The organism is Amorphoplanes digitatis, from assembly GCF_014205335.1.
Classification (GTDB): Bacteria; Actinomycetota; Actinomycetes; order Mycobacteriales; family Micromonosporaceae; genus Actinoplanes; species Actinoplanes digitatus.
Map to the genome: position 1 here is coordinate 2,605,660 of NZ_JACHNH010000001.1, position 25,161 is coordinate 2,630,820.

28 protein-coding genes are annotated in these 25,161 nt (G+C 73.3%); 16 read left to right on the top strand and 12 right to left on the bottom strand.

All coding sequences use genetic code 11. The annotated features are described in order from the left end of the window. Positions 1-5 precede the first annotated feature (5 nt). From BJ971_RS11275 to BJ971_RS11285, 3 genes are read right to left on the bottom strand one after another with little or no spacing between them, the layout of a single operon-like run. Positions 6-956 carry an alpha/beta hydrolase family protein gene (locus BJ971_RS11275; protein ID WP_184992269.1) on the bottom strand — a complete coding sequence of 317 codons (951 nt, stop codon included), beginning with the start codon at positions 954-956 and terminating at the stop codon, positions 6-8. Further along, complete coding sequence (locus tag BJ971_RS11280; RefSeq protein ID WP_184992271.1) at positions 953-1,765, bottom strand: oxidoreductase; 813 nt, start codon at positions 1,763-1,765, stop codon at positions 953-955. Before BJ971_RS11280 ends, BJ971_RS11275 begins: the two co-directional genes overlap by 4 nt. Before the next feature lie 21 nt (positions 1,766-1,786). After that, the gene (locus BJ971_RS11285) at positions 1,787-3,376 is read right to left on the bottom strand and encodes a nitrilase-related carbon-nitrogen hydrolase (protein ID WP_184992273.1); all 1,590 of its coding nucleotides are present in this window, start codon (positions 3,374-3,376) and stop codon (positions 1,787-1,789) included. Positions 3,377-3,456: 80 nt separating this feature from the next. Between BJ971_RS11285 and BJ971_RS11290 the strand changes: the two genes are divergently transcribed. Beyond that, a complete protein-coding gene (locus tag BJ971_RS11290; protein ID WP_184992275.1) occupies positions 3,457-3,738 on the top strand; it encodes a Dabb family protein in 282 nt (93 codons plus the stop codon). On the opposite strand, the gene BJ971_RS11295 is transcribed toward BJ971_RS11290, so the two are convergent. The 5 genes from BJ971_RS11295 to BJ971_RS11315 are packed head-to-tail and all read right to left on the bottom strand — an operon-like array spanning position 3,726 to position 9,850. Next, positions 3,726-5,129, bottom strand: a complete 1,404-nt coding sequence (locus tag BJ971_RS11295) for an aldehyde dehydrogenase family protein (protein ID WP_184992277.1) — start codon at positions 5,127-5,129, stop codon at positions 3,726-3,728. The genes BJ971_RS11290 and BJ971_RS11295 overlap by 13 nt on opposite strands. Then, positions 5,126-6,280, bottom strand: a complete 1,155-nt coding sequence (locus BJ971_RS11300; protein ID WP_184992278.1) for an FAD-dependent oxidoreductase — start codon at positions 6,278-6,280, stop codon at positions 5,126-5,128. Before BJ971_RS11300 ends, BJ971_RS11295 begins: the two co-directional genes overlap by 4 nt. After that, positions 6,277-7,149, bottom strand: coding sequence for an isocitrate lyase/PEP mutase family protein (locus tag BJ971_RS11305; RefSeq protein ID WP_184992280.1), 873 nt, complete (start codon positions 7,147-7,149; stop codon positions 6,277-6,279). Before BJ971_RS11305 ends, BJ971_RS11300 begins: the two co-directional genes overlap by 4 nt. After that, the gene (locus tag BJ971_RS11310) at positions 7,146-8,579 is read right to left on the bottom strand and encodes an aldehyde dehydrogenase family protein (protein WP_184992282.1); all 1,434 of its coding nucleotides are present in this window, start codon (positions 8,577-8,579) and stop codon (positions 7,146-7,148) included. The genes BJ971_RS11305 and BJ971_RS11310 overlap by 4 nt, the downstream gene beginning before the upstream one ends. After that, positions 8,576-9,850: an acyl-CoA dehydrogenase family protein gene (locus BJ971_RS11315; RefSeq protein WP_184992284.1), complete on the bottom strand. Its 1,275-nt coding sequence runs from the start codon at positions 9,848-9,850 to the stop codon at positions 8,576-8,578. The genes BJ971_RS11310 and BJ971_RS11315 overlap by 4 nt, the downstream gene beginning before the upstream one ends. Before the next feature lie 117 nt (positions 9,851-9,967). On the opposite strand from BJ971_RS11315, the gene BJ971_RS11320 reads away from it, so the two are divergent. Further along, positions 9,968-10,510, top strand: coding sequence for a helix-turn-helix domain-containing protein (locus tag BJ971_RS11320; protein ID WP_184992286.1), 543 nt, complete (start codon positions 9,968-9,970; stop codon positions 10,508-10,510). Here BJ971_RS11320 and BJ971_RS11325 read toward each other — a convergent pair. Further along, on the bottom strand, positions 10,483-11,580 hold the full coding sequence (locus BJ971_RS11325) for a flavin reductase (RefSeq protein WP_184992288.1): 1,098 nt from the start codon (positions 11,578-11,580) through the stop codon (positions 10,483-10,485). The two genes, BJ971_RS11320 and BJ971_RS11325, sit on opposite strands and share 28 nt — an antisense overlap. Before the next feature lie 204 nt (positions 11,581-11,784). Here BJ971_RS11325 and BJ971_RS11330 point away from each other — a divergent pair, with 204 nt between their 5' ends. Genes BJ971_RS11330 through BJ971_RS11340 form a run of 3 tightly spaced genes read left to right on the top strand, consistent with a single transcriptional unit; the run spans position 11,785 to position 13,278 of the window. Next, a complete protein-coding gene (locus BJ971_RS11330) occupies positions 11,785-12,600 on the top strand; it encodes an IclR family transcriptional regulator (RefSeq protein WP_239087101.1) in 816 nt (271 codons plus the stop codon). Between the two features lie 58 nt (positions 12,601-12,658). After that, entirely contained in the window at positions 12,659-12,997 is a 339-nt protein-coding gene (locus tag BJ971_RS11335) for a hypothetical protein (protein ID WP_239087116.1), read from the top strand. Further along, positions 12,994-13,278, top strand: coding sequence for a ribbon-helix-helix domain-containing protein (locus tag BJ971_RS11340; RefSeq protein WP_184992292.1), 285 nt, complete (start codon positions 12,994-12,996; stop codon positions 13,276-13,278). Before BJ971_RS11335 ends, BJ971_RS11340 begins: the two co-directional genes overlap by 4 nt. Positions 13,279-13,286: 8 nt before the next feature. On the opposite strand, the gene BJ971_RS11345 is transcribed toward BJ971_RS11340, so the two are convergent. Continuing rightward, complete coding sequence (locus BJ971_RS11345; RefSeq protein ID WP_184992294.1) at positions 13,287-13,982, bottom strand: hypothetical protein; 696 nt, start codon at positions 13,980-13,982, stop codon at positions 13,287-13,289. A gap of 76 nt (positions 13,983-14,058) precedes the next feature. Here BJ971_RS11345 and BJ971_RS11350 point away from each other — a divergent pair, with 76 nt between their 5' ends. The 11 genes from BJ971_RS11350 to BJ971_RS11400 are packed head-to-tail and all read left to right on the top strand — an operon-like array spanning position 14,059 to position 23,294. After that, on the top strand, positions 14,059-14,523 hold the full coding sequence (locus BJ971_RS11350) for a MaoC family dehydratase (RefSeq protein ID WP_184992296.1): 465 nt from the start codon (positions 14,059-14,061) through the stop codon (positions 14,521-14,523). Next, positions 14,523-15,530, top strand: a complete 1,008-nt coding sequence (locus BJ971_RS11355) for an LLM class flavin-dependent oxidoreductase (protein ID WP_184998790.1) — start codon at positions 14,523-14,525, stop codon at positions 15,528-15,530. Before BJ971_RS11350 ends, BJ971_RS11355 begins: the two co-directional genes overlap by 1 nt. Continuing rightward, positions 15,527-16,726, top strand: coding sequence for a CaiB/BaiF CoA transferase family protein (locus tag BJ971_RS11360; RefSeq protein ID WP_184992298.1), 1,200 nt, complete (start codon positions 15,527-15,529; stop codon positions 16,724-16,726). Before BJ971_RS11355 ends, BJ971_RS11360 begins: the two co-directional genes overlap by 4 nt. Next, entirely contained in the window at positions 16,723-18,012 is a 1,290-nt protein-coding gene (locus BJ971_RS11365; RefSeq protein WP_184992300.1) for an MmgE/PrpD family protein, read from the top strand. The genes BJ971_RS11360 and BJ971_RS11365 overlap by 4 nt, the downstream gene beginning before the upstream one ends. Further along, complete coding sequence (locus tag BJ971_RS11370) at positions 18,009-18,980, top strand: RidA family protein (protein ID WP_184992302.1); 972 nt, start codon at positions 18,009-18,011, stop codon at positions 18,978-18,980. The genes BJ971_RS11365 and BJ971_RS11370 overlap by 4 nt, the downstream gene beginning before the upstream one ends. After that, positions 18,977-19,438, top strand: a complete 462-nt coding sequence (locus tag BJ971_RS11375) for an FAS1-like dehydratase domain-containing protein (RefSeq protein ID WP_184992304.1) — start codon at positions 18,977-18,979, stop codon at positions 19,436-19,438. Before BJ971_RS11370 ends, BJ971_RS11375 begins: the two co-directional genes overlap by 4 nt. Then, a complete protein-coding gene (locus BJ971_RS11380) occupies positions 19,425-19,811 on the top strand; it encodes a MaoC family dehydratase (RefSeq protein WP_184992306.1) in 387 nt (128 codons plus the stop codon). The genes BJ971_RS11375 and BJ971_RS11380 overlap by 14 nt, the downstream gene beginning before the upstream one ends. A 43-nt stretch (positions 19,812-19,854) precedes the next feature. Further along, positions 19,855-20,967 (top strand): thiolase C-terminal domain-containing protein, encoded by a 1,113-nt coding sequence (locus tag BJ971_RS11385; RefSeq protein WP_184992308.1) that lies wholly within the window; start codon positions 19,855-19,857, stop codon positions 20,965-20,967. Further along, positions 20,964-21,311: a Zn-ribbon domain-containing OB-fold protein gene (locus tag BJ971_RS11390; RefSeq protein WP_184992310.1), complete on the top strand. Its 348-nt coding sequence runs from the start codon at positions 20,964-20,966 to the stop codon at positions 21,309-21,311. Before BJ971_RS11385 ends, BJ971_RS11390 begins: the two co-directional genes overlap by 4 nt. Continuing rightward, positions 21,301-22,464, top strand: coding sequence for an acyl-CoA dehydrogenase family protein (locus tag BJ971_RS42050; protein ID WP_184992313.1), 1,164 nt, complete (start codon positions 21,301-21,303; stop codon positions 22,462-22,464). Before BJ971_RS11390 ends, BJ971_RS42050 begins: the two co-directional genes overlap by 11 nt. After that, on the top strand, positions 22,461-23,294 hold the full coding sequence (locus BJ971_RS11400) for an HpcH/HpaI aldolase/citrate lyase family protein (RefSeq protein WP_184992315.1): 834 nt from the start codon (positions 22,461-22,463) through the stop codon (positions 23,292-23,294). The genes BJ971_RS42050 and BJ971_RS11400 overlap by 4 nt, the downstream gene beginning before the upstream one ends. Before the next feature lie 6 nt (positions 23,295-23,300). Here the strand turns inward: BJ971_RS11400 and BJ971_RS11405 are convergent, their stop codons facing one another. Both BJ971_RS11405 and BJ971_RS11410 read right to left on the bottom strand, forming a co-directional pair. Next, positions 23,301-23,702: a GNAT family N-acetyltransferase gene (locus tag BJ971_RS11405; protein ID WP_184992317.1), complete on the bottom strand. Its 402-nt coding sequence runs from the start codon at positions 23,700-23,702 to the stop codon at positions 23,301-23,303. Positions 23,703-23,783: 81 nt separating this feature from the next. Then, positions 23,784-25,013 carry a L,D-transpeptidase gene (locus tag BJ971_RS11410; protein WP_184992319.1) on the bottom strand — a complete coding sequence of 410 codons (1,230 nt, stop codon included), beginning with the start codon at positions 25,011-25,013 and terminating at the stop codon, positions 23,784-23,786. Positions 25,014-25,161 lie beyond the last annotated feature (148 nt).

Here is a 25,161-nt window from a genome sequence, read left to right on the forward strand (position 1 = left end):
GGGGGTTACCTCCGCCGGAGCCGAAGCGTCTGGGTGGCCTTCTCCAGCGCGTCGCCGCCGGCGCCGCGCAGGTGTACGTCGAGGAACGCGCCGGTGACCTCGGCCAGCGCGGCCCGGGTCGCCGCCGGGTCCGTCGAGGCGGGAGCGTCGAGGAACGCGCGGGCGGCGGTCTCGTCGACCGGGTGCACGATGCCGAAGTGGTTGGCGCCCGGGAACGTCACGAGCAGGTTGGCGCCGTCGCGGTCGGGCAGGGCCTCGTCGAACGTACGGGAGATGGGGTCCCTGCGGGTCGCCGCGTCCTCACCGTAGCGGTCGGCCGAGCCGTTGATGACCCCGTCGTTCTCGCCGGCCATGAGCAGCACCGGTGAGTCGGCCTGCGCGGCCAGCACGGTACCGGCCGGCCAGCCCAGCATGGTGGCGACCATCGTGTGCGTGCCGTATGCCGCGACCGCCTTGACCTCGGGGAAGAACCGGGCGCTCTGCAACACCACCGTCCCGCCGGCCGAGTGGCCGATCAGCGCCACGTTGTCGAGGTCGAGCAGGCCCTCGACCGGGCCGGTCATCGCCCGCAGGGCGTCGATCACGGCGGGCACCGACGGCGTGGTCGCCCTCGTCCCGTACGCGCCGGGCCGCGCCGCCGCGAGCTCGACGCCCGGCGTGATGCCCTTGAGCCCGCCGAACAGCTCGCCGACCCAGTCGTAGGTGACCGTGACGTAGCCGCGTTCGGCGAGCGCGACGGCGAGCCAGCGGTACGCCTCCTGCCCGACGTTGACGCCCGACACGATGATCACGACGGGGTAGGGCGCGTGCGCCGGGTCGGCCGGGAACACCCCGGAGAGCCGCTCGGCGTCCGACCCGGTCGGCTTGGCCGGATAGAAGACCCGTAGGTGCGCGGTGTCGAACGGCGCCTGGGCGCCGGGAATCGTGGCGGCCCACCAGACCGACCGGACGCTCATGCTCCGGCCCCCGGCCGGGGCAGCTCGCGGTCGCCGCCCCAGAGCGCGCGGACCAGCTTGTTGGTCGTCTCCTCGCCGAAGAAGCGCACGCCCATGACGTTGGCCGGGTCGCGCTCGGCGATGTTGCGCCGGATCGTCAGGTCGGTCTCGGCGAGCGCCGCTCGCTCCGACTCCGGCACCGCGGTGGCCGCGTCGACCCAGGACAGCCAGCGGTCGACGTGCGCGTGCGCCCGGGCCGAGACGATCTCCAGGTTCCGCCGGCTGCGCTCGAAGGAGTAGCAGTACGCGGTCGGCGACAGGCTGGCCCGGATGAACCCGGCCCGCGACACGAAGTACTCGAACTGCGGATCGGCCCGCAGCTCCAGCCATTCGGCGTCCAGCGGCGCGTAGTACTCGTCGTAGTAGTCGCCGTCCTCGACCATGTTCACCCGGGGTACCGAATCGAGGTAGAACCAGCCGCCCGGCCAGACCAGCAGCGCGATGCCCAGGTGCGGCACCTTGATCTGCGGACCGAGCCAGCAGGTGAGGTGCAGGTTGGCGAAGCTCGCGCCCGGGTTGCCGAGCCACGAGTGCACCAGCCAGTCGACCTCCGGCCCCGAGTACGCCGCGAGCGAGCCGCCCGGGCCGTCCGGGTAGGACCCGTACGCCTCGAGCCCCTCGGTCGACGGGTCGCGGGTGGTCTCGAAGCGGGCGTCTATCTTCGCCTTCAGCGCGGCCAGCAGCTCCTGGTAGTAGTGGAACGTGTCGTGCACGTCGACGACCGGCGAGCCGTCGACCATGTCCTCCACGTGCGCAAGCGTCTCCGCCACGGTGGTTCCCCTTCGGAAGTTCTAACGGGTCAGGGCGTCCACGAGCCGCCACGGGCGGCCGTCGACGAGATCGGTGCGGCGCGACACCAGGCGGTTCGCGGCCTGTGCCGGTGCGACGACGGCCTCGGCGACCAGGGCACCGGCCGGCACGTCGGTGCGCACGGGTGTGGAGATGCGGCCGGTGAACGGGCCCTGCCACCGCGTCCACAGGGTGAAGTCGGTGCTCATCGCGAAGATGGCGGCGGGCTGCCCGGCCGGGGTGGCCACCACGACGTTGAGCCGGTTCTCGGCGGCCCGCTCGGGCAGGCCGAGGGCTAGTTCCCAGGGCTCCTGCGCGGAGTAGGGGACCGCGACCACGTCGGCGTCGACGAGCGCGGCCAGCCGGAACGTCTCGGGCAGCAGCGCGTCGTCGCCCACCACCACGGCCAGCCGCCCCCAGGGCAGATCGACCGGGTGGATCCGCTTGCCGGTCGGCGCCAGGCCGTGCGCGGCGTGCAGCTGCGGTTGGCGGGCCACCACGCCCGCGGCGCCGACCACCACGCCGACGTGTGCGCCGTCCTCGATGACCGTGGTCACCGCGTGCGCGGGGGTGCCGTCGAGCGCGGCCGCCAGCGCTGCCGGCGAGCAGGCCAGCTCGGGCAGCACGATCAGGGCCGCGCCGCCGCGCGCGACCGTGCGCACCCGGGCGGCGTCGCGCACCACGGCGACCGGCAGTGCCTCGGCTCCGGGGCCGCGGCTCCGGCCCACCGGCGGTTCGGCGATCGGGCCGTACAGCTCGGGGCGGCGTACGGCGAGGATGTCGGTGCCGTCCGGCCGGCGCTTGTCGTCGGCGCGGGCGGGGTCGATGTCGGCCACCACGACCGCCTCGCCGGTGCGCGGCGCCTTGGCCAGCACCGTGCCGTCCGGCGCCACGATCTGGCTCTCCCCGGCGCCGTGCAGCCATTGTGGCGGCACGCCGAGCCGGGCGGCGATGTCGGGGAGCTGGTCGACCGGCAGCAGCGGCCCGACCTTGTTGGCCGCCACCACCCACGCCTTGTTCTCCGCGGCGCGCACCGGGATGTGCAGGTCGGCCTCGTCGAGCGCGAAGCTGTTGAGGCTGTTCAGCAGCACCTGTGCGCCGCGCAGGACCAGCGAGCGGGCCACCTCGTTGATGACGCCCTCCATGCAGGCGTACATGCCGATCCGGCCGAGCGGGGTGGCCACGACCGGGCCGACCGCCGGCGCCGGCTCGAGGAAGTCGTTCTCGGCGCCCATCAGGGTCTGCTTGTCGCACGAGCCGGCGATCTCGCCGTCCGGGTCGAACAGGAAGTTCGTGCCGCCGGTGCGCCCGCCGGCGTACGCGTGCGTGACGTTGATCTTCACCCACATGCCGTGCCGGCGGGCCCGGTCGGCGACGGCGGTGAGGAACTCGTCGCCGGGCCGGGTGGCGAGCCGGTGCGCCTCGGCGCGGTCGGCGTACCAGGAGAGGTGGTTGCAGAACTCGGGCAGGACGACGAGCCGCGCCCGCCGCGCCGCGGCGGCGTCGATGACGCGCAGGCAGGCGGCGAGGTTCTCGCCCACGTCTCGGCCCGCCTCGATCTGCGCGGCGGCGACGCGTACAACGGGTGCCATCCGTGGTTCCCCCTAGCGAAACGACGTTTCCCAAAACTACACTCGGGGGCGGGGTTGGCAACAGGGGTCGGGAGGCACGAGTGCTGGTGCACGTGGTGATGATGAAGTTCGCCGACGACAGTGATGCTGCCAAGGCCCGGTCGCGTCTGGTAGAGCTCTCTGGCCGCGTTCCGCAGATCCGCACGATGGATTGCGAGGTCGACGAACTGCGTACCGCGGTCTCCTGGGACCTGGTGCTGCGCACGACCCACCGCGACGCCGACGATCTGCGGGAGTACCAGGCACACCCTGCGCACCACGAGTTCGGCGCCTGGGTGCGCCCGCTGCTGACCGACCGGGCGGTCGTCGACTACACCGGATAGGCGTCGGGCCCGCCCGCCGGGATCCCCGCGCCGGGGCGGTAGACGGCGGGCGCGTGGATCACGCAGGTCTGCGCGTACTCGGCCAGGCCCTCGCCGGCGTACTCGCGGCCCCAGCCGGAGCGTTTCACCCCGCCGAACGGCGCCCGCAGGCTCATCCCGGTGCGGTTGTGCGTGTTCACGAACGCGAAGCCGGCCTCGAAGCGGCGGGCGAAGGCCACCGCCCGGTCCTCGTCGGCGCTCCACACCGACGCACCGAGTCCCAGCTCGCCCTCGTTGGCGGCGGCCAGCACCGCGTCCTCGTCCTGGTAGCCGAGCACCGGCACGATCGGCGCGAACTGCTCGGCGGCGACCAGCGGGTCGCGGGGGTCGGGGGAGACGACAAGGGCGGGCCGCACGAAGTAGCCGGCCTCCGGCTCGGCGTCGAACCGGCCGAGGTCGCGGCAGTCGCCGGCGCGCAGGGCCTCGGCGGCCCGCCGCGCCTCGGCCGAGATGACCGGGCCCATCGTCACCCCGTCGGCGAGGGGGTCGCCGGTGACCAGCACCCGGGCGGCGGCCGCGAGGTACGCGTCCACGAAGTCCGGTAGCCGCGCGGCGGGCACGTACAGCCGCTTGGCGGCCATGCAGACCTGGCCGCTGGTGGCGAACGTGGCCATGACCAGGCGGTCCATTGCCGCGTCGTCGAACGGCGCGTCGTCGAGGAACACGGCCGGGTCGTTGCCGCCCAGCTCGAGCACGGCCGGGGTGAGCCGGTCGCCGGCGAGCGCCGCCACCGCCCGCCCGCCGGCCGCGCCGCCGGTGAACGCCACCTTGCGCACGAGGTCGTGGCCGACCAGGGCGGCGCCCGTCGCGGCGCCGCCGTGCACGACGCGCAGCGGGCCGCCGATCAGGGCGACGACCCGGTCGAGGGTGAGCGGTGCCAGCGGCGACGGCTTCACCACGACCGCGTTGCCGGCCGCGAGCGCCGGGGCGATCTTCAGCATGGCGAGGATGACCGGCGCGTTCCACGGCGTGATCGCGGCGACCACGCCGTACGGCTTGTGCTGCCGGATCAGGCGGCCGAGCCCGTCGTCGACCTCGCGGTCGGCGTACGCGGGCGGCGCGTGATCGACCACCCAGCGCAGGTACCGGACGGCGAAGCCGATCTCGCCCCGGCAGTCGCCGAGCACCTTGCCGGTCTCCCGGGACAGCAGCACCGACAGCTCGCCGAGGGCGGCCTCTATCGCGTCCGCGCCGCGGCTGAGCAGCGCGAGGCGTTCGTCGATCGGGGTCGCCGCCCAGCGCCGGAAGTCCGCGCCGGCGGCCCGGACGACCGCGTCCACCTCGGCCGCGGGGGTTTGCGCGACCGAGCCGACGATCTCCGAGACGCGCGCCGGGTTCTCCCGCCGGATCATGCCGCGACCGGGCGCAGCGAGGCGATCATCGAGCTCTTCAGCAGCGCGGCCCGCGCCCTGGCCGGGTCGGCCGCGGTCGCCCGCAGCGTCTCCAGGTGCGCCGCGCGGGCGGCCGGGTCGGCGTCGCGCATCCGCTCGTAGTTCTGGTGCGAGACGCTCTGCACGTACTCCAGGGCGATGCGCCGGCGTTCGGCGGCGGCCGCGGTCACGGCCGCGTCGTCGTCGCCGGCCAGTGCCTTCGCGTACGCGACAGCGTCGTGGATGCCGGAGTTCATGCCGAGCCCGCCGAGCGGGTTGTTGACGTGCGCCGCGTCTCCGGCGAGCAGCACCCGGCCGGCCCGGAACGTCGCGGCGACCCGCTGGTGCACCCGGTACATGCCGGCGTGCGCGATCCGCCACGGCCGCCCCGGGTCGTGGATCGTGAGCAGCCGCGCGGGCAGCCGCTCCAGCTCCGCGGAGTCGGGCGTGCCGTCCGGGGTGGGCAGCAGCACCCGCCAGCGGTCCGGGGTGCGCAGCAGCACGCACCACTCGACCGGGTCGTACACGTAGTTGACCGCGGCGAGCCCGTCCAGCCAGCCGGTCAGCTCGTCGTGCACCGAGGCGACCAGGAACCGCTCCGGGTAGGTGATCCCCGCGAAGTCCACGGCCAGCGCGCGCCGGGTCGCCGAGTGCGCGCCGTCCGCCCCGATCAGCCACCGCCCGTCGAGCGTCCGGCCGTCCGCGGCGATCGCGGTCACCCGGCCGGGCTCCTGCGCGATCCCGGCGACCGGCCAGCCGAAGTGGACCTCGCACCCGTCGTGCCGCAGCAGGTGGTCGAGCAGGATCGGGGTGAGCTTGGACTGCTCGCACTGCAACCGGTACGGGTACCGGGTGTCGCCGGCCAGCACGGCCAGGTCGAGCAGCGCGACAAGCCCCGCCCGCCGGTCGCGGTAGGCGAAGGTCGGCGAGACCAGCCCCCGCTCGTGCAGTTCGCCGGCCACGCCGAGGTCGTCGAGCATCTCCAGGGTCGGCGGGTGGAACGTCGAGGCCCGCGACTGGCCGGCCAGGGCGTCACCGGCCTCGAGCACGGTCACCCGCCGGCCGCGGCGGGCCAGGGCGAGCGCGGCGGTGAGGCCGACCGGCCCCGCGCCGGCGACCAGGATGCGGTTCACGTCGGCAGCCTCCCGGGCGCGTAGCGGCGGTCGAGATCGAGCGCGTCGTCCTGGCCGACCAGGGCGGTGAACGCGGACCAGGGCAGCCGGTCGATGTCGCCGGCGCCGCCGCCGGCGATGGCCCGGTAGACAAGCGAGGCGGCGCGCAGGGCGGCGAGCAGCGCGGTGACCGGGTGCAACACCAGGCGGACCCCGACCTCGGCGAGGTCGGCGTCCGGGATCACCGGCCGGTCGCCGCCGGCCTCGGAGCGGTTCACCACGATGGGTACGCCGGGGAGCGCGTCGTGCAGCCGCGCGAGCTCGCCGAGATCGTCGACACCCTCGGGGAAGACCGCGTCGGCACCCGCGGCCGCGTAGACCCGGCACCGCTCGATCGCGTCTGTCAGGCCGTTCACGCCGTACGCGTCGGTGCGCGCGACCACCGCGAGCTGTGGCACCTCGGTGACCAGGGCGGCGACCTTGGCGGCCGCCAGGCGCACGTCGATCACCTCCTTGCCGGCCAGGTGCCCGCACCGCTTGGGCTGCGCCTGGTCCTCCAGGTGCAGCCCGGCGACGCCGGCGCGCCGGTAGGCGAGCGCCGTCCAGACCGCGTGCAGCGGGTTGCCGTAGCCGGTGTCCGCGTCGGCGAGCAGCGGCGCACCGTTCAGCGCCGGCACCAGCGTGGCGGCCCGGTCGGCGATCTGGGTGGCGTGCACGAATCCCAGGTCGGGCCGGCCGAGCGCGAGCGCCGAGACGGCCGCGCCGGACAGGTGCGCGGCCGGGTGACCGGCCTGCACGGCGAGGGCGGCGGTGACCGGGTCGTAGACGCCGGGCACGTGGGTGACGCGGCCGGCGTGCAGCAGGGCCCGCAGCTCGTCGGCTCCGGTCATGGGCGGCCGTGCAGCGCGAAGCCGCCCTCGACCCCGACCACCCGGGGATTGGTGAAGAACCGCAGGGTCTCGGCCGTGCCCTCCTCGGAGTAGCCGGAGAGGCCCCAGGCCGGGCGCGGGGTGAACAGGTGCAGGCTCATGATCGACGAGCCGTTGACCTTGACCTCGCCGGCCCGCACCCGCCGGGCGACGGCGAGCGCCGCCTCCTCGTCGGTGCCGACGACGTAGCCCTCCAGGCCGTGCCGGGTGCCGTTGGCCAGGGCGACCGCCTCGTCGATCGTGGTGTAGCCGTGCACGGCGGCGACCGGGCCGAAGACCTCGTCGACCGTGCGCGCCGGGTCCGCGCCGGTGACCAGCGCGGGCGCCAGGAAGTTGCCCCGGCCCGGCAGGTCCGGGCTGTGCACCGTGCCGCCCATGTCGTCGCGGGCCTTCTCGACCGCGGCCTTGTGGGCGGAGTGGATCAGCGGGCCGTAGTCGGTGTCCTCGTCGGCGGGGTCGCCGACCCGCATCGCGGCGATCCGGTCGAGGACGGCGTCGACGATCGCCCGCTCCCGGCCGGCCGGCACGATCAGGCGGCCCAGTGCCCGGCACCACTGCCCGTTCAGCGTGGTGAGCAGGTCGGCGGCGGCCCGCGCGGCCACCGCCTCGTCCGCGTCCGGCAGCACGATCAGCGGGTTGTTGCCGCCCAGCTCCAGCTGCACCGGCTTGATGTCCAGCGCGCAGGCCACGGCGACGGCCCGCCCGCCGGAGAGGCCGCCGGTGAACGAGACGGCCCGGATCCGCGGGTCGCCGACGAGTCGCCCACCGACGTCCGCGCCGCCGTGCACGAGCTGGAACAGCGCCGCGGGCGCGCCGGCCTTCTCAAGCGCCTGCGCGACGGCGAGCGTGAGCCGCTCGGTGCCGAACGGCGCGTACTCGCTGGGCTTGACGATGGTGGGGCAGCCGGCCGCGAGGGCGCTGGCGGCCTTGTGCGCGGCCATCGGCGCGGGCGCGTTCCACGGCACGAGGCAGGCGGCCGGTCCCCACGGCAGCCGCTCGACGACGACCTCCCGGCCGTCCTCGCGGGTGGCGACCGAGCGCAGCAGGCCGGCCCGGAGCTGGCCGGCGGCGAGGGCGAACGCGCCGGACAGGATCATCCCGAGCGGCCGGGTCTGCCGGATCGGCACGCCGGTGGCCCGCGCCTCGAGCACCACGATCTCCTCGGCCGCCTCGGCGACGGCCGCCGCGACGGCGTCGAGCACGTCGGCTCGGTCCGCATCGGACAGGTCCCAGGCGCCGAGCGCGGCGGCCGCCGCGACGGCGGCCTCAACGCGCTCGGGGGAGGAGCCCAGCGCCGGCCCGGCGACCGCGCCGGTCGCCGGGTCCTCCCAGTCGATGCCGACCGGGGTCGCGCACGGCAGCCAGGCGCCGTCGACCAGGTCGCCGGTCATCCGCGCACGCTCGCGAACAGCTCGTTCGCCCTGTTGCTGGTGATCACCGAGGCGGCCTCGAGCCGGCCGCGCTCCGGCGGGAACGTCATGACCAGGCCCATCGCCAGGTCACGCACGGCACGCCCGACGATCCCGTTCATTGTCGCCCCGGAGGTGCCGGACGCCTTGAACGCGCCCATCGCCACGTCGAACGCGGCCTGGCAGATCGAGCCCTTGGCGATCCGCCACTGCGCGTACACCTCGGACTTGGTGGCGATCGGGGGCTCGCACGTCTCCAGCAGCAGCTGCCGGCGCAGCCAGAGGTAGGCAGTCTCCAGTTTCTCGGTCATGTCGCCGATGATGACCTGATGCATCGGCGACTCGGCGATGGACCGGCCGGTGTCGGCGAAGGTCTTGCGGGTCAGCCGGTCGAGCGTGTCGTCGTAGACGCCCTGCGCGCAGCCGACGTAGACGGCGGTGATGGCGAGCTGATTACCGACGAAGCTGCCCCGGCTGCATTGCAGCATCTTCACGAACGCGCCGGGCACGGTGAGCGCGTCCTCTCGCGGTACGAACACCCGGTCCAGCCGGATGCCGTGGTTGGCGGTGCCGCGCATGCCCAGGCCCTGCCACTCAGGCCGCTCGGACACGCCGGGGGCGTCGCGCGGCACCAGGAACATGGCAAGGCCGTCGGCGGTCTCGCTGCCGTCCAGGCGGGCGGTGACCAGGTAGAAGTCGGCGACGCCGGTGGCGCAGCCGAACGACTTCTCGCCGGTCAGCCGCCAGCCGCCGTCGACCTCGACCGCGGTGGTGGCGATCGCGATGTTGGCGCTGGAGCTCTTCACCGACTCGCTGGCGAAGTTGGCGAGCCAGGTGCCGCCGGACATCAGCCGTAGCACCTTCTCGGCGAACGCCCTGACCTGCGGCACCTCGCCGTCGGCGAACAGCCCGGCCTCGATCGCTTCGAGGGGCAGCAGGCCGCGGGAGGCCGAGGTGTTGTGGAAGAAGTAGGCGAGCGCGGTGGACGGGCAGGCGGTGCCCATCGCGTAGGTGGCCGCGGCGAGGTCGCGCAGCGTGCCGCCGAGGCCGCCGTACTCCTCGGGGACGATCAGCCCGAGCAGGCCGGCGTCGCGCAGCAGGGCGATGTGCGAGATCGGGAACACGCCGTCACGGTCGGCCTGCTCGGCCTTGGCGCGCAGGGCCGGTAGCACCTGCTCGACGAGGGCGGCGCGTCTCTTCTCCTCGACGGTCATGTCGTCGACGAGTCGTTCGCCGGTGAGCCGGTCGGCCATCGATGTCACCTGACATCGAGGGCGGAAGCCCGGTCCTTCAGGGCCGGGAGGAGGTCCGGTACGACCCGGTGCAGTGTCGTCTTACACATGTCGTCTCCTTCTGTAAGGTTTGGGGGCATGCGGGCGGCGTACAAGTGTCGGGCCTACCCGACTCCCGAGCAGGCTGCGGTGTTCAACCGCACCTTCGGGTGTGTGCGTCTGGTGTGGAACAAGACCCTCGCGGACCGGCACGTTGCCTACCACCAGCGCGGCGAGCGCACCTCGTACAAGCAGACCGACGCGGCGCTGACCGGGTGGAAGAAAACCGAGGATCTGGCGTTCTTGTCGGAGGTGTCGTCCGTGCCGTTGCGGCAGACGCTGCGACACCAGCACCGCGTACGCGAACTTCTTCGCCAAACGGGCCTGCTCGTTGAGCTGAGCCTCTCCACCCGGGCATGGACATGCCCGGGTTGCCGCACCCGGCATGACCGGGACATCAACGCGGCCTCGAACATCCTGGCGGCTGGTCGAGCCGTGGTCAGGAAAAACCCTGGCTATGCCTGCGGAGCTGATGTCAGACGGCAAGGGCCCTCCCTTCCGCAATCGGCAATGAAACAGGAAACTCCTAGGGCGACCCAGGAAATCCCCGTCCTTCAAGGCGGGGAAGAAGTCAATCCCTGAGCTGGGCGAAGTCGGTCGCGGCCGTCGACGGCCTCGGCCGGGTCGATCGGGCCGGGCACCTCGAGTTGGCGGGACAGGTGGAGCAGGTCGCCCAGCGGCAGGCCGGCGGCTGGAGAGCCGGGGGCGACCGTGTCGAAGTGCGAGACGCCGCTCTTCATCGCGACGAGCGCGTTGACCAGGGCGAGGCTGTGCCCGCCGGCGAGCCGCACGCGCAGGGTGGCCGGGCGGACCCGGGCGATGGCGTCTTGCAGCACGCGGCGGACCTGGAGCGGCGACGCCGGCCCGGCCGGGTGCTCGGCGAGGCCGACCTCGTCGCAGCCGAGCGCGGCGAGCGCCTCGACGGTGGCGAGCACGAGCGGCTCCCGGGCCGGGTCGAACGCGTCGGCCACGTAGCCGGCGACGGTGGCGCCGGCCCGCCTGGCGGCGGTGACCTGGGCGGAGGAGGGCAGGCCGGTGCCGTCGGCGGCGACGAGGAACTCGGCGTGGCCGGCGTCGTGGCGGATCCGGGCGCCGGCCTCCCGCAGCGCCTGCGCGAGCGGATCGCCCGCCGCGACGTCCACCGTGAGGTGGATGGCCGTCGGCAGGGGATCGGCGACCTGGCCCCAGGTGCGCGAGTGGAACAGCAGCGGGGAGGTGACCCGCTGCGTCGCGGCCTCGGTCACCGCGCCCACGAAGATCGTGTGGTCGCCGCCCGGGTACGCGTGCGCGACCCGGCAGTCGAGCCAGGCCACCGCGTCGCTGAGCACCGGGACGCCGTTCGGGGTGATGGTCCAGTCCAGGCCCGCGAACCGGTCGGTGATCTCGGGGTGCTGCCCGGCGAAGCGGCGGCCGACGTGCGCCTGGTCCTTGCCGAGGAAGCTGATGGCGAACTTGCCGGCCGTCTCGAGCAGCATCCGGCTGGGCAGGTGGTTGCCCAGGCAGACCGAGACCATCGGCGGATCGAGGCTGACCGAGGAGAATGAGCTCGCGGTCATGCCGTGCGCGCCGCGCGCGCCCGTCGTGGTCACCACACACACGCCGCTCGGCCACTGTCCGAGGACGGTGCGGAACGTCGCGCTGTCGACCGGCACGTACGCCTCCCGGTTCGCCGTCGTGCGCCCTCGTCTGCCCCACTCGTTTCCCAATTCGTTTCGCAGGAGGAAACGGTGTTGCCGTGAACGTAACGAGCGTCGCCCGGTCGTGTCAACCGCCGCCGGTACGGCGTTTCGCACAGGGAAATGGCAGGCTACGCTGCTGGAGGATTTGTTCCGATTACCGTCCCGGGGAGTCCCGCTGTGCCCACCCGTACCGTGCCGTCGAGCCCCGCGGTCGCCGACGACGAGAACCAGTCGCGCTCGGTCGCCGCGGTCGAGCGGGCCATGGACGTGCTGCTCTACTTCGGGCGTACCGACCAGCCCGACCTCGGCGTCACCGAGATCGCGGGCGCACTCGGCCTCACCAAGGCCGCCGTGCACCGGATACTCACCGCGCTGCGCAGCCGGGACCTGATCACCCTGGACACCACGACCCGGCGCTACGCGCTCGGGCACGCGGCGGTCGCGCTGGGCCGGGCATACCTGGCCCGCACGGACGTACGCGCGATGGCCGCGCCCGAGCTCGCCTGGCTCTCCGGGCGCACCCACGAGACCGCAACGCTGTCGCTGCGCCGCGGCGACACCCGCCTCTATGCCGACCAGGTCGTCCCCGACCAGGAGCTGCGGCTGGAGGTGAGCCTCGGCATCCCGTTCCCGCTGCACGCCGGCGGCTCGTCCAAGGCGTTCCTGGCCTGGGTGCCCGACGCCGAGCTCGAGGCCTACCTGGAGCGGCACCCGCTCGAGGCGCTGACCGACAAGACCATCGTCGAGCCCGCGAAGCTGCGCCGGGACCTCGCGGCGATCCGCAAGCGCGGGTACGCCACGTCGCTGGGCGAACGCCAGGCCGGCGCCGCGTCGGTGGCCGCGCCGGTCTTCGACCACGACGGTCACGTCGTCGCCGTGATCAGCGTGGCCGGCCCGGCGCTGCGCTTCAAGCCGGCCGCCGGCGCACAGGTCGTCACGGACCTGCTCGACGCCGCCGCCCGCATCTCCGCCCAACTGGGCTACCAGATCTGAGCATTTGTCACATTCTCCACACGCTCTGTAACACGGGGTGCCTATGGTTGGCGCCTTGGTGTCCGAACGTCGTCACGCCGATGTGGAGGTGTCGCAACTGTTCGATGATGCTGACGGGGTCCCCTTCGAGGTTTATGTTTTTACCGACGAGACGTACGACAACCTGGTCGCCGCCGAGGTGAGCCCGTTGTCGGTCATCGAGGTGATACACGCGCACGGCGTGGTACGCCGTCACATCGGGCCGGCCATGCAGATCGCCGGTCAGGATCGCAACGGAACCTGGTTGGTCGTGGCCTTGATCGAGGACGGTGATGACGCATACACCGTCGCGTCGGCCCGCCACCTCGACGACGTGGAGATCGAGGCAATCACCCAGATCAAGGGGGAGCCCGCATGAATGGGCCCGATGAACACACCGCCTCCATGAACAGCCGGGACTGGACCTCGGCGCAGCCGGACAACCGCCAGCGGGGCGTGGGGGTGGTCCAGGCGGTGCGCATGTCGTACGAGATGACGGAGCGCCTGTTCACCCTGGCGCAGCAGCGCCGGATCAGCCCCAACGAGCTGATCAGGGAGATCGTCGCGGACTATCTCGACAGCGACGCCGACGAAATGATCACCATCCGGAGGTCCGATCTGCGCCGGGCCATCGACATCGCCGTGAAGAACGCCACCTGAGCGGTGGTCTAAAGATCGGCGAAGGGCTTGGCCACGCCGAGCAGGCCCGCCGCCAGCACGCAGGTCCAGATGGTCCAGACGTACGGCAGGCAGCCGTCGACGCTGCGCCGTAGCACGGACTCCGTACCCGGCCCGGCGGAGCCGCCCATCACCTCGGCGAAGGCCGCGCCGAACGGGCGCAGCGTGCGCCGGATGCCGAGGCCCGCCGCGATCGCCAGCGCGTAGCAGAGCACCTTGGCGCCGAGCCATCGCGGGTTGGTGTCGACGCCGAACGGCGCGCTCGCCACCAGGGTGTAGACGCCGGCGCCGGCCATCCCGGCGATCACCGCGACCCGGATCGCCCCGTCGATCCGGCGGATCAGCGGGTGCCGGCCGGGCTCGTGGTGGTCGGTGTACATCAGCCACAGCCAGACCAGGGCGCCGAGCCAGGCCGCCACCAGCAGCCACCAGGGCAGCAGCTTCATCCCGAACGCGTACCCGCCGTGCGGGTCCAGCGAGATCAGGGTGAGCCCGCTGGGCAGGAAGAGGATCAGGCAGATCTTGGGGCCCAGGTCCAGCCCGCTCATGATCTTCAGGGCGGTCAGGCGCGCGGCCGGGGCCAGCGCCGGGTCGATGACGTACCGGCTGGAGTAGAAGACGCCGAGGTCGCCGCCGAGCCAGAAGACCATCAGCACGATGTGCAGGTAGAGGAACGCGTCGAGCATGGGTAATGGAAACACTGATTCGCTGTGAGAAACAATCCCTTGACCGCGTGGATCCGGCGTCGCTAGCGTCGCCACCATGGTCGGCCGATACTTCGAAGACTTCACGATCGGTGACGAGTACCGGCATCCGTTCGGCCGGACCGTCTCCGAGGCGGACAACACCTGGTTCACGCTGCTGACGATGAACACCAACCAGTCGCACTTCAACGCGGACTACGCCGCGGGCACGCCGTACGGGCGGCTGCTCGTCAACTCGACGCTCACGGTCGCCATCGTGACCGGGCTGTCGGTGCTCGACATCAGCCAGCACGCGTTCGCGAACCTGGGCTGGGAGGAGATCCGGATGCCGAACCCGGTCTTCGTCGGCGACACCATCTACGCCCGCTCGACGGTCCTGTCCGCCCGCGAGTCGAAGTCGCGCCCGTACGCCGGCATCGTCACCTGCGCCACCACCGGGTTCAACCAGGACGGCGTCGACGTCATCACCTGGCGGCGCTCGATGCTGGTCTACCGCCGGGGCCACGGCCCCGTTGCGTCGTGATGCGCCTTGACGTGCAGCCGTGGGGCGAGAGCCTCGCCGAGCTGGTGGACGCGGCCCGCGCCGCCGAGGCCGCGGGCGCGGGGGTCGCCTGGGCGCCCGAGCTGCACCGCAGCGCGCCGGTGACGGCCGCGGCGATCGCGGCGGGCACGGCCCGGATCGGGGTGGGCACCGGGATCGCGCTCGCCTTCGCCCGCAGCGCGATGCTCACCGCCCTGACGGCGGCCGACCTCGACGAGCTGTCGGGGGGCAGGTTCCGGCTCGGGCTCGGCACCGGCGTCGGCCGGCTCAACCAGGACTGGCACGAGGTGCCGTGCGACCGGCCGGTGGCCCGCCTGCGCGACACGGTCGCGATCGTGCGGGCCGTGCAGGCCGGCGGCGATCCGATCGCGCACACCGGGGTCCGGTCCATCTCCGTGCGTGGCTGGCGGCGGCCGTACCCGCCCGCCCGCGCGACGACGCCGATCTACCTGGCCGCGGTCGGTCCGGGGCTGGTCCGGCTCGCCGGCGAGATCGCGGACGGCTGGCTGTCGCACGAGCTGTGCCCGCCGCGGCACCTGCGTACCCGGATCTGGCCGGCGCTCGCCGTCGGCATCGACCGGCAGGGCCGCGACCGCGGCCGCTTCGACGTGGTGGCCGCCGCCTGCTGCTCGGTCGCCGCCGACCCCGGCGTCGCGCGCCGACGGGCGGCAAACGTTGTCGGCTTCTACGCCTCGGTGCGCTCCTACGCGGACATGTTCGCCGCGGACGGCTTCGGCGAGGTCAGCGCGGCGGCGAGCCGGGCGCTGCGCGCGGGCCGGCCCGCCGACTCCCTCGGCGACCTGGTGCCCGGCGCCATGGTCGACGCGTACGCGATCGCCGGCACCCCCGCGCAGTGCGCCGCCCGCATCGCCGAGTACGCGCCGCTCGCCGACGCCGTCAAGCTCTCGCCACCGTCGTACGGGCTGGAGGCCGAAGAGGTGCGCGACGCGCAGAAGAGCCTCCTCGAGCTGGTCGGGAGCATGCCGTGAGACCACTCGCCGACATCCGGATCATCGCGATCGAGCAGTACGGCGCCGGCCCGTTCGGCTCGGTGCACCTGGCCGACCTGGGCGCCGAGGTCATCAAGATCGAGGAGCCGCGGTCGGGCGGCGACGTCGGGCGCTACGTGCCGCCCTACAACCACGGCGAGGACTCGCTGTTCTTCGAGACCTTCAACCGCGGCAAGCGCTCGCTCTCGCTGGACCTGACCACCCCGGCCGGCCGCGCCGTCCTCGACGACCTGGTACGCAACGCCGACGCCGTCTACTCCAACCTGCGCGGCGACGTGCCCGCCAAGATCGGGATCACCTACCCCCAGCTGCGCCACCTCAACCCGGCGATCGTCTGCTGCTCGCTCACCGGCTTCGGGATGACCGGACCGCGCGCGGAACAGCCCGGCTACGACTACATCCTCCAGGGCCTGGCCGGCTGGATGGAGTTGACCGGCGAGCCCGGCGGCCCGCCGGCCAAGTCCGGCCTGTCCCTGGTCGACTACTCCGGCGGCCTGGTCGCGGCGATCTGTCTGCTGGCCGGCGTGCACGCGGCCCGCCGCGACGGCGTCGGCATGGATTGTGACGTCAGCCTGTTCGACACCGCGATCGCCATGCTCACCTACCCCGCCGCCTGGCACCTCAACGCCGGCTTCACGCCGGAGCGCACCCACCACTCCGCACACCCGTCCCTGGTCCCGTTCCAGGTCTTCGCCACGGCCGACGGCTGGATCGTGGTGGGCTGCGCCAAGGAGAAGTTCTGGCGGCGCCTGGTGGCGGTCCTGGCCCTGCCCGCCCTCGACGACCCGCGCTTCGCCACCTTCGCCACCCGCCGCGAGCACGCCGCCGAGCTGTTGTCCCTGCTGGACGCCGCGTTCGCCACCCGCACGTCGGCGCGGTGGCTGTCCCTGCTGGAGCCGGCCGGCGTACCGTCGGGCCCGGTCAACGACGTGGCCGCGGCCCTGCGCGACCCGCACACCCTGGCCCGCTCCCTGGTGGTGGAGACCGACCACCCGCACTACGGCACGGTCCGGCAGGTCGCCTCCCCGGTCCGGGTGGGCGACGACCCGCCGGCCTACCGCCGGGCACCGCGCCGGGGCGAGGACCTGGGCTACGTCGCGGACCTGCTCGGCTACGACGAGGCCCGGGTGGCGTCGCTGCGCTCCGCCGGCGCCTTCGGCGAGGACAAGACATGAGGGGTACGCCCGCGGAGCCCGCCGCCGAGGTGCTCGCCCGGTGGGCGGCGGGCCTGCGATTCGAGGACCTGCCGGCCGACGTCGTCGAGGCCGCGCGGCGGCACCTGGTCGACGCGCTGGGCTGCGCGGTGGCCGGCATCCGGCGTTCCGCGGCCGATCCGGCGCTGGCCGTCGCGGCCTCGCTGGGCGGCCCGCCGGAGGCCCGGCTCTTCACCGGTGAGCGGGTCGGCGCGGTCGCGGCCGCGTTCGGCAACGCCGTCGCCGTGCACGCGCTCGACTTCGACGACACCCACCCCGGCGGGCTCGTGCACGCCGGCGCGGTCACCGTGCCCGTGGCGCTCGCGGTGGGCGAGCAGGCCGGCGCGTCCGGGCCCGCCACGCTGACCGCGCTGGTGGCCGGCCTCGAGACGGTGTGCCGGCTCGGCGCGGCCGCGCCGCACGGCTTCCACGCGCGCGGCCTGCACGCCACCTCGATCTGCGGCCCGGTGGCCGCCGCCGTCACCGCCGGCCACCTACTCGGCCTGGACGCGCCGACGATGACCGCCGCCATCGGCATCGCGGCCAGCGCCGCGTCCGGCCTGCTGGAGTTCCTGCACAGCCCCGCCGGCACCAAGCAGCTGCATCCCGGCACGGCCGCGGCCAACGGCATCCTCGCCGCCCGGCTCGCCGCCGCCGGCGCGACCGGCCCGTCCGGCGCCCTGGACGGCGAGTACGGCCTGTACGCCGCGCTCGCCGGCCGCGCGCCGATCCGCGACGTGCTGCTCGGCGACGGCTGGGAGACCACCCGGATCGCCGTCAAGCCCTACCCGTGCTGCCAGCTCTCTCACGCCTCGCTCGACGCGGCCCGTCCGCTCGCCGGCGCCGCGCCCGCCCGGGTGACGGTCACCCTGCACCCCGGCGCCGTACCGATCATCGCGGGCCCGGAGAAGCGCCGGCCCCGCAGCGCGTACGAGGCGAAGTTCAGCGTCTACTTCTGCGTGGCCGCCATGCTGCTCGACGGCCGGGTCGGCCTGGACACGTTCGACCGCCTCGACCGCGCCGACCTGCTCGCGCTGGCCGCCCGCATCGAGGTCGTCGCCGAGCGCGGCGCGGACGTTCCGGCGCGGGCGCCGGGCGTGGTCGAGGCCGACGGCCGCCGGTCCGTCGTGGACCGCCCGGCCGCACCCGACGTCCGCGCCAAGGCCGCCGCCAACCTCGGCGACCGCGCGGGCGCCGTGTTCGCGGCCGTCGACGCCGGCGACGGCGCCACCGGCCTGCTCGACGCGATCGAAGGGTGCCTCACGTGACCGTGTACCTGCCGGCCGTCGCCGGGTATCCCGCCCTCGCCGCCGCGCTCGCCGAGGCGGGGCTCGGCGTCGGCGACATCGTGCACGTCACCGAGTACGTGACCGGCCCACTTCGCCTCGCCCCCGCGCGGCGGATCGCCCTGGCGGGACATCGAGTGCCCGTCTCCCGGGTGCCGGTCGAGGCGGTCGTCGGCGGCTCCAGGCCGTACGCGCTGGGGGTGAGCGCCCACCCGGGCGGCGGAACCCTGCTCACCAGCGGGACCGACGCCGTGCGCGTCGCCGACGGACTCGTCCACCTGCCCGGCGTGCACACGACAGCCGGTGGATTCCGGGAGCAGTACCGCTGGTGCCTGGACCGGATCGCCGCCCTGCTCGACCTGGCCGGGCTCACGCCGGCCGCACTCGCCCGGACCATCGACTACACCGCCACCGCCACCCGCGCCGAGTATCCGAGCTGCGGGCGGCCCCGCCGGGACGTGCTCGGCCCGGGACCGGTACACCCGGGCGCCGCCGGCATCCTGGTCGACCTGCCCGTCGAGCCCGGCGCGCGGGTGGCCCTCGACGCGCTCGCCGCGACCGGGCCGCTGTCGGTCGTCAACCCCGGGTGGGAGCGCTACGAGACGCTCACCTACAAGCCGGCCGTGCGGGCCGGCGACAAGCTGATCCTCTCCGGCTTCGGCGCGCTCGACCCGGTCACCCAGGTCGCGCTCCACGCCGGCGACCTCGTCGCGCAGGCGGAGTACCTCTACGCGAGCATCGAGACGGTGCTGGCCGCCGCCGGCGCGTCCGGCTCGCGGGTGACAAGCCTCATCGAGTACGTGACGCCGGACGCCGTCGCCGACTATCCCCGCACCCGGGCCCTGCGCGAGCGGCACTTCCCGAACGCGGCGGTCACCGCCGTGGTCTGCTCGGCCCTGCTGCGCCCCGAGTTCATGCTGGAGACGATCCCCGCGGTGGTGCCGGCATGACCGGGCTACTGACACCTGAGCTGGCCGCACGGATCGGTGAGGAGGCGGTCTACACCGCGCCCGAGCCGCTGGGCCGGGCCGCGATCCGGTACTTCGCGCTGGCCACCGGCGACACCGACCCCGCGCACCTGGCCGGCGAGGTCGCCCCGCCCACCCTGATCTGCGAGACCAACCAGTACGCCGGGCTGCCCCGCGACGCCGACGGCTACGCCGGCCACGGATGGGGCATCGAGGTGCCCGGCACCCGGCTGGTGCGCGGCGGCAACGCGTACCACTTCGCGCGCCCGATCGGCCCGGACGACGTCGTCACCGCGACCTGGCGACTGTCCGGCATGGACGAGCGGACGACCGGCGCCGGCAAGCGCATGCTGGTGGTGACCTCGACCGCGGCCTACACCGACTCCGAAGGCCGCCTGCTGGCCACCAACGAGGAGACGCTGATCTATGTCGAGCGTTGAGTTCCCGCCGCTGATCCGCACCATCGAGCTCCCCGACATGATCGCCTACGCGGGCGCGACCTGGGACTGGCACCGCCTGCACTACGACGCCGGATACCTGTCGGACCACGGCCTGGACCGCCCGGTGGTCGACGGCCAGGTCTTCGGCGCCTACCTGGCGATCGCCCTGCGCGGCTGGTTCGGCCCCGCGGCGGTCATCACCGACCTGTCGTTCCGCTTCCGCAGCCTGGTCTTCGCCGGGGAGACGATCCGCTGCCTCGGCGAGCCGCGGCGCCTCGACGCGACAACGGCCGAGATGGACCTGCGGGTCGAGGTGGCCGACGACGGCCGCCTCGCGGTCGCGCCGGCCTCCGCCACCGTGCGCCTGCCATGACCGTCGCCGTCGCCGTCGCGGCCGAGTGCGACCTGTGGCTCACATGACCGTCGCCGTCGTCGGCGCGGCCGAGTGCGACCTGGGGCTCACCGGCAAAAGCGTGCTGGAGCTGCAGAGCCAGGCCGTCACGCGGGCGCTGGCGGACGCCGGCGTCGCGCTGTCCGAGGTGGATGGCCTGGCCACAAACGGGATCTCCCGCTTCTCGGCCACCCAGCTCGCGGACTGGCTGGGCATCCGGCCGGCGTGGTGCGACTCCACCTTCGCCGGCGGCGCGGTCTTCGAGATGTACGTCGCCCGTGCGGCACAGGCGATCGCCGCCGGGCAGTGCACCACGGTGGTCATCTCGTACGCGTCGAACCAGCGCTCCGCCCGCTCGCGCACGCTGGCCGGGATCGTGGAGGAGGGCACGCCGGAGGCGGTCTTCGAGGCGCCCTTCCGGCCGCTCTACCCGATCTCCTACTACGCGATGGTCGCCCAGCGCTACCTGCACACGTACGGGCTGGGCCACGAGGCCCTGGCGTCGGTCGCGGTGGCCGCGCGGGAGCGCGCACTGCGCAACCCTGCGGCCTGGACGTACGGCAAGGGGCCGCTCACGATCGACGACGTGCTGGCCGCCCCGATGATCTCCACGCCGCTGGGCAGGCACGACTGCTGCCTGGTCACCGACGGCGGCGGGGCGATCGTGCTCACCTCGGCCGCCCGCGCCCGCGACCTGCCGGGCCGTCCCGTCACGGTGCTCGGCTACGGCGAGTCGCTGACGCACACCGGCATGGCGACCGCGCCCGACCTGCTGCGCACCGGCGCCGTCGACTCCGGTCGGCGCGCCTTCGCCCGGGCCGGGCTCACGCCGGCCGGCATCGACGTTATCCAGCTCTACGACGCGTTCACGATCTCGGTGCCGCTGGGCCTGGAGGCGCTGGGCTTCGCCGCGCCCGGCGAGGGCCTGCACGCCCGCATACCGCACAACACCGGCGGGGGCGGGCTGGCCTACTGCCACCCCGGCCAGCTCGGCGTCCTGCTGCTTGTCGAGGCCGTCCGCCAGCTGCGCGGCGAGTGCGGCGAACGCCAGGTTCCCGGCGCCCGGACGGCCCTGGTGCACGGCACCGGCGGCATCTTCTCCAGCCACGCCACCGTGATCCTGGGGGTCGATCGATGATCGACGCCGACGCCTGGTGGGAGGCGACCCGTGACCGTCGTCTGCTGCTCCAGCGCTGCCTGGACTGCCGGAGATTTCAGCATTACCCGCGGCCCCTCTGCACCAGTTGCGGCGGCGATCGCCTCGACTTCGTGGAGGCCGCCGGTACGGGCACGATCGACAGCTTCACGATCGCGGAGCAGCACACCCTCGCCCGGGTACGGCTGGACGAGGGGCCGATCCTGCTCACCCATCTCGACGGCATCGACGACCCGTCCTGCGACCAAAGTGTCCGACTCGCCTGGCAGGCCCTGCCGGACGGGCGCCACCTGCCTGTTTTTCGGAGTGCCGACAATGGACTTTGAGCTCAGCGACGAGCAGCGCCTCTTCCGGGAGGTGCTGCGCGACTTCGTGGACCGGGAGATCCGGCCGGTGGCGCAGGAGTGGGAGGCGTCCGGCCGCTACCCGGCCGAGATCGTCGAGACCATGCGGGAGATGGGCCTGTTCGGGCTCACCGTCCCCGAGGAGTACGGCGGGCTCGGCGCCGACATGGTCTCGTTCGCGCTGGTGTTCGAGGAGATCGCCAAGGGGTGGATGGGCGTCGCCGGCATTCTCGGCAGCCACTCGCTGTCCTGCTGGCTGATCGCCCGGCACGGCACCGAGGAGCAGCGGCGGCGCTACCTGCCGGACCTGGCCAGCGGCCGGCGGCGTACCGGAATCGCCCTGACCGAACCGGATGCCGGCACCGACCTCCAGGGCATCGCCACCGTCGCGGTCCGCGACGGCGACGACTTCGTGATCACCGGCCGGAAGACCTGGATCACCAACGCGCGCCACGCCGACCCCCTGCCCGTGCTCTGCAAGACCGACCCGTCGGCAACGCCCCCGCACAAGGGCATGTCGGTCATCCTCGTCGACGCCGGAACGCCGGGCTTCACGGTCGAGCGCGACCTGCCGAAGCTCGGCTACCGGGGCACCGAGTCGTGCGAGGTGCTGCTCGACGGCGTACGGGTGCCCGCCGCGAACCTGCTCGGCGGGGTGCCGGGCCGCGGCATGCAGCAGGTCCTCTCCGGCCTGGAGACCGGACGGATCAACGTGGCGGCCCGGGCGCTGGGCATCGCACAGGCCGCGTACGACGAGGCGCTGCGCTACGCCGGTCAGCGCCGCGCGTTCGGACGGCAGATCGGCGACTTCCAGGCGATCCAGCTCAAGATCGCCGACATGGCGAGCCAGGTGCAGGCGGCCCGGCTGCTCGTGTACTGGGCCGCGGCGCGCGCCGACGGCGGACACCGGGTCGACATGGAGGCCGGCATGGCGAAGGCGTTCGCCTCGGAGGCCGCGGCGAGCTGCGCACTGACCGCGATGCAGGTGCACGGCGGCTACGGATACTCCAAGGAGTTCGTGGTGGAACGCCTCTACCGGGACGCCCCGCTCATGATGATCGGCGAGGGCACCAACGACATCCAGCGCATCGTGATCGCCCGCGCGCTGCTCTCCGGCGCGGCGACGATCGGATGAGGTCCTACCTGTACGTGCCGGGCAACCGGCCGCAGATGCTGACCTCGGCGCTGTCCCGGGGCGCGGACGCCCTGATCGTCGACCTCGAGGACGCGGTGCCGCCGGCCGAGAAGCCCGCGGCGCGCGAGGCGGTCGCCCGCTGGCTGCGTACCCTCCCGCCGGACGCGCCGGTCCACGTCCGCGTCAACTCGGGCGACGACGGCCTCGACGACGCGCGGGCGGTGGTCTGCCCCGCGCTGCGCGGGCTGACCGTTGCCAAGGCGGACACGGTCGGCCGGCTCGCCGAGATCTCGGCCGTCCTGGACCGGGCCGAGCGGGCGGCGGGCCTGCACCCCGGCGCCGTCGACCTGGTGCCGCTGCTGGAGACGGCGACCGCGATCCTGTCGGCGCCGGCCCTCGCCGCGGCGCCGCGGGTACGCCGCCTGCAGATCGGCGAGGCCGATCTGGCGGCCGAGCTCGGGGTCACCCCGGGCGAGGACGAGCGCGAGCTGCTCCTCGTACGCTCCGCGGTGGTCCTCGCCTCCGCCGCGGCCGGCATCGAACCGCCGGCCGCCGCCGTGACCACCGACTTCCGCGACCTCGACCGGCTGCGCCGCGGGACGATCGCGTTGAAGCGGATGGGTTTCCGCGGCCGGGCCTGCATCCACCCCGCGCAGATACCCGTGGTCAACGAGGTCTTCACCCCGACGGGCGAGGAGCTGGCGGCGGCGCGGGACCTGGTGTCCCGCTTCGAGGCGGCGGGAGGGGGAGTCTGCCTCGACGCACGCGGCCGCATGGTCGACCTGGCCGTCGTGCGCGAGGCCCGCCGCACCCTGGCGGCCGTCCGGTAGGACTGCCTACTTAAGTCGCATCAATCCGGCATGCGTGGTTCGAAAGTGGCATTTGTCGAGATAGAAGTACTCAAGGCGAGGTTCGAAGTCGACGTGCAGCCATTCACATCCGGCGGCGCGGGCCTCCTCGGCCGCGGCCTCGACCAGCGCGGCACCTATGCCGTGCTGCTGTCGTTCGGGATCGACGGCGGTGTCGAGGAGGAAAGCGTGGCCGCCGCCGTCCCAGCAGACCTGGACGAACCCGATGAGCCGGCCGTCCTCGAAGGCGCCGATCCAGGTGAGCGCGTGCCGCTCCAGCCGCTGTGACCAGGGCCGAACCTCGCCGGAGTCGCCGCCGAACGCCCGCGCGTGCAAGGCACTGAGCTGACGGTCGTCGACCGTGAACCGGGGCACGAACTCGATCGTCACCCGGTCACGCTATCGCTGTTCCCCGACCCGGTGTCGAAGCCAGGACCCACTCGCCTCGGCCTGCGCCGGGGTGTCAGCGGATCAGTTGCCGTACTTGCGGTAGGGCACCGACCAGTCGCCGAGGCCGTTCCAGATCTGGACCGGGCGGGGGCTGCGCTTGACGTCGACGATGTCGCCGACCACGAAGTTCTCGTAGACCCACTTGGCGTCGGCCACGCTGAGGTTGATGCAGCCGTGCGACAGGTTCGCGCGGCCCAGCGAGCGGTTCCACGGCGCGGCGTGCAGGAACTCGCCCGAGTAGCTGATGCGGGTGCAGTACTCGATGTCCTCGGGGGCGTAGTAGTTCGGGTCCTTCGGGTCGGTGACGCCGTAGCTCTCCGAGCTCATGCTGTGCACCCGCTCCTTGGAGAGCACGACGTGGGGGCCGCCCGTGGTCCAGTAGCTGATCTGCTCGCCGTTGGAGCCCGTGGTGCCGCCGCCCTTGCCGAGGCTGCTCTTCATGGTGCGGACGAGCTTGCCGTTGATGTAGACCTTGGTCATGCGCGTCTTGTAGTCGCAGACCGCGATCAGCTGGCGCCCGATCTCGAAGTGGGTCGACGAGTTCTTCGCACCATATGTCGTCTTGCCGAGCTTGACGCCGAACGCCTTGACGTTGACCTTGATCTTCGTGCCGCCGGTCCAGTACTTGGCCGGGCGCCAGTGCACGGTCTTGCTGTCCTTCCAGAAGAACTTGCCCTCGACCTTGGGCGTGGTCTCGATCTCGATGGCCTTCTCGGCCGCGGCCTTGTTGACAGCGCGGTTGAACGCGATGATCACCGGCTGCCCGGCGCCGTACTTGTTGCCGGTCTTGAGGGAGCTCATCGCGTTGGCCTGGAAGGTGACCCGTGCGAGGTTCTCCGGCTTCACCGTGGTGAAGGTGGAGGTGTGCTCGCTCGAGGTGCCCTTGCTGTCGGTGGCCGTCGCGACCACGTTGTAGGTCTTGCCGTAGGCGAGTTCGTCGGTCGCCTTCCAGGTCCCGTCGGCCTGCATGGCGCCGCTGATCGTCGTCTTGCCGGCGGTGACGGTGACCGACTGGAGCGTGCCGCCCTCGGCGGCGACGACGACCGGCTTCACCGGTGACACCCCAGTGGCGCCGCTCTCCGGCGTCACGCTCAGCCTGACCGCGGCGGCCAGCTCGGTCTCGGCGACCGGCTCGACCCAGCCGCCGGCGCCGGACGCGCGGCGTGAGGAGGAGCAGCCGGCGGCGCCGGCGGCCGCGGCGGCCGCGGCGATGCCCAGTGCGCCGATGATGACGTTACGTCGCTGAATCATCGCTCTCACAATCGAGGGGTCCCGGTCGGCGCCATCCGTGGCCCTGCAAGTCTGTGACGCGACAGAGGATCGAACTGTTCGGATGGGCTCTGGTGGAGGCCATCTTGGCAGATATGGATCTAGTCCGGTACACCGCATCGAGCCTCGA

Bases quoted from the DNA above. Each gene is read 5' to 3' on its own strand.
- BJ971_RS11375 (WP_184992304.1), top strand. From the start codon at position 18,977: ATGACCGGGCTACTGACACCTGAGCTGGCCGCACGGATCGGTGAGGAG.
- BJ971_RS11305 (WP_184992280.1), bottom strand. From the start codon at position 7,149: ATGACCGGAGCCGACGAGCTGCGGGCCCTGCTGCACGCCGGCCGCGTC.
- BJ971_RS11340 (WP_184992292.1), top strand. From the start codon at position 12,994: ATGAATGGGCCCGATGAACACACCGCCTCCATGAACAGCCGGGACTGG.
- BJ971_RS11410 (WP_184992319.1), bottom strand. From the start codon at position 25,013: ATGATTCAGCGACGTAACGTCATCATCGGCGCACTGGGCATCGCCGCG.
- BJ971_RS11385 (WP_184992308.1), top strand. From the start codon at position 19,855: ATGACCGTCGCCGTCGTCGGCGCGGCCGAGTGCGACCTGGGGCTCACC.
- BJ971_RS11365 (WP_184992300.1), top strand. From the start codon at position 16,723: ATGAGGGGTACGCCCGCGGAGCCCGCCGCCGAGGTGCTCGCCCGGTGG.
- BJ971_RS11380 (WP_184992306.1), top strand. From the start codon at position 19,425: ATGTCGAGCGTTGAGTTCCCGCCGCTGATCCGCACCATCGAGCTCCCC.
- BJ971_RS11400 (WP_184992315.1), top strand. From the start codon at position 22,461: ATGAGGTCCTACCTGTACGTGCCGGGCAACCGGCCGCAGATGCTGACC.
- BJ971_RS42050 (WP_184992313.1), top strand. From the start codon at position 21,301: ATGGACTTTGAGCTCAGCGACGAGCAGCGCCTCTTCCGGGAGGTGCTG.
- BJ971_RS11320 (WP_184992286.1), top strand. From the start codon at position 9,968: ATGCGGGCGGCGTACAAGTGTCGGGCCTACCCGACTCCCGAGCAGGCT.
- BJ971_RS11315 (WP_184992284.1), bottom strand. From the start codon at position 9,850: ATGGCCGACCGGCTCACCGGCGAACGACTCGTCGACGACATGACCGTC.
- BJ971_RS11355 (WP_184998790.1), top strand. From the start codon at position 14,523: ATGCGCCTTGACGTGCAGCCGTGGGGCGAGAGCCTCGCCGAGCTGGTG.
- BJ971_RS11285 (WP_184992273.1), bottom strand. From the start codon at position 3,376: ATGGCACCCGTTGTACGCGTCGCCGCCGCGCAGATCGAGGCGGGCCGA.
- BJ971_RS11390 (WP_184992310.1), top strand. From the start codon at position 20,964: ATGATCGACGCCGACGCCTGGTGGGAGGCGACCCGTGACCGTCGTCTG.
- BJ971_RS11350 (WP_184992296.1), top strand. From the start codon at position 14,059: ATGGTCGGCCGATACTTCGAAGACTTCACGATCGGTGACGAGTACCGG.
- BJ971_RS11295 (WP_184992277.1), bottom strand. From the start codon at position 5,129: ATGATCCGGCGGGAGAACCCGGCGCGCGTCTCGGAGATCGTCGGCTCG.
- BJ971_RS11275 (WP_184992269.1), bottom strand. From the start codon at position 956: ATGAGCGTCCGGTCGGTCTGGTGGGCCGCCACGATTCCCGGCGCCCAG.
- BJ971_RS11345 (WP_184992294.1), bottom strand. From the start codon at position 13,982: ATGCTCGACGCGTTCCTCTACCTGCACATCGTGCTGATGGTCTTCTGG.
- BJ971_RS11310 (WP_184992282.1), bottom strand. From the start codon at position 8,579: ATGACCGGCGACCTGGTCGACGGCGCCTGGCTGCCGTGCGCGACCCCG.